Origin of the sequence: Haliscomenobacter sp., assembly GCF_040403615.1 — a bacterium.
Classification (GTDB): domain Bacteria; phylum Bacteroidota; class Bacteroidia; order Chitinophagales; family Saprospiraceae; genus Haliscomenobacter.
This window is the reverse complement of the sequence record NZ_JBBAKG010000277.1, coordinates 1-1,045: the sequence shown is the minus strand read 5'-3', so window position 1 is coordinate 1,045 and position 1,045 is coordinate 1. Positions and strand designations below refer to the sequence as shown.

Here is a 1,045-nt window from a genome sequence, read left to right as displayed (position 1 = left end):
TTATTGTCCTTTTCATTGGCTGGCTGTTGGAACAATGACCCTGATCCCACCAAAAAATACAATGAAGACCCAAACTTCAAGGCAAATCCAAACCAACCCGGAATGACCGATGATTACAGCAATACCAACCGCTACATTTGGCAAAAACCCGAATTGGTGCTGGACAGGATGGGCGACATCAGCAACAAGGTAGTGGCAGACATTGGAGCGGGTACCGGTTTTTTTGCCTTCCGCCTTACGCCCCTGGCCAAAAAAGTGATCGCCATAGACATTGACCGCAATCTGGTCAATTATGTAGATAGTATTCGTACGGTTGAGCTTTCTGATTCGGATCAAAACAAACTGGAAGCCCGCCTGGCTGATCCCAATGACCCGCATCTGAAAACCAATGAAGTCAACGTGGTACTCATGGTCAACACGTATTTGTACTTGAGCAACCGCGTTGAATACCTGCAAAACCTAAAAAAAGGCATTGCTCCTGGCGGAAAAATCATCATTGTGGACGTAAAGCGACACCGTTTGCCGCAAGGTGAGTTTTTGCCTCCCCTGGCCATCCGGGTACCCCAATACCAGGTAGAGGAAGAATTGGAGCAGGCCGGATTTGAGTTACTCAATAGCGACGACACTTCGTTGATTTATCAATACATGGTCGTTGCTCAAAAGAAACCATAATGCTGTCTCAAAAAGCAAAATACGCCATCAAGGCACTGATTTACCTGGCGCAGCAAGAAAAAGGCGTGTTGATCAAAACATCAGAAATCGCTGCCAAATCCAGCATTCCCAAAAAGTTTTTGGAACTGATCCTGATTGATTTGAAACGCGCCTCCCTGGTCAGTAGCAAACAAGGCATTGGTGGGGGCTATTACCTGCTCAGAGCTGCCGAAGACATCAACCTGGCAGACATTTATCGCCTTTTTGATGGTGCCATCGCCCTCTTGACGTGTGCTTCCCTGCGTTTTTATGAGCCGTGCCACGATTGTCCCGATGAGGCCACCTGCCTCATTCGCAAGAGTTTGATCGAAGTACGCGATCAGACTTTGACGGC

2 protein-coding genes are annotated in these 1,045 nt (G+C 47.8%); both read left to right on the top strand.

Annotated features, from left to right (window positions below; all coding sequences use genetic code 11):
- On the top strand, positions 1-672 hold a 672-nt coding region (locus ABW391_RS29565; protein WP_353485496.1), incomplete at its 5' end, for a class I SAM-dependent methyltransferase.
- On the top strand, positions 672-1,045 hold a 374-nt coding region (locus tag ABW391_RS29560), incomplete at its 3' end, for an RrF2 family transcriptional regulator (protein ID WP_353485495.1). The genes ABW391_RS29565 and ABW391_RS29560, both read left to right, overlap by 1 nt.